This window comes from Deinococcus aerius, from assembly GCF_002897375.1.
GTDB lineage: Bacteria > Deinococcota > Deinococci > Deinococcales > Deinococcaceae > Deinococcus > Deinococcus aerius.
In genome coordinates, this window is sequence record NZ_BFAG01000043.1 from 1 (window position 1) to 503 (window position 503).

1 protein-coding gene is annotated in these 503 nt (G+C 68.6%); it reads left to right on the forward strand.

Annotated features, from left to right (window positions below; translation table 11 throughout):
• Nucleotides 1-201 precede the first annotated feature (201 nt).
• Nucleotides 202-503: tyrosine-type recombinase/integrase (locus DAERI_RS22990; RefSeq protein WP_235610511.1), on the forward strand; the 302-nt coding region annotated here is incomplete at its 3' end.

Genomic DNA, 503 nt, shown 5'->3' on the forward strand with positions numbered 1-503 from the left:
TCCTGAACGGCGCTGGCCTCGCGGCCTACTTTGCCGCGCATCCCCGATGGGCCGCCTCAACGCACAACCGCAAGCAGACAACGCTGGAGCGCTTTTGTCGCTGGGCGCTACAACGCGAGTTGCTGAGCTGCGATCCTACCCTGCACTTGGAGGCGCCCCAGTTTGCCACCTCCCCACCCGCGAGGGCTGAAGCGGGAGGACGTGGAGCGCATCTTTGCGGTGATTCCGGTGGAGCAGATGCGGGACGCCCTGCTGTTCCGCCTGGTCTTCGAGACGGGCCTGCGGATCGGGGAAGCCCTGGGCTCGCATGTGGAGGACCTGGACCTGACCCGGGGCGACGAGCACCTCACCGTGCTGGGCAAGGGGGGGCGGAAGCGGACGGTGCTGCTCGACGACCCGAAGCTGGTCAACCTGCTGCGGCGCTACCTGCGGACACTGGGCTACACGCACGGGCCGCTCTTCCAGGCGACCAAGAACGGGCGCGGGGGGCCGCTGCGGTACCA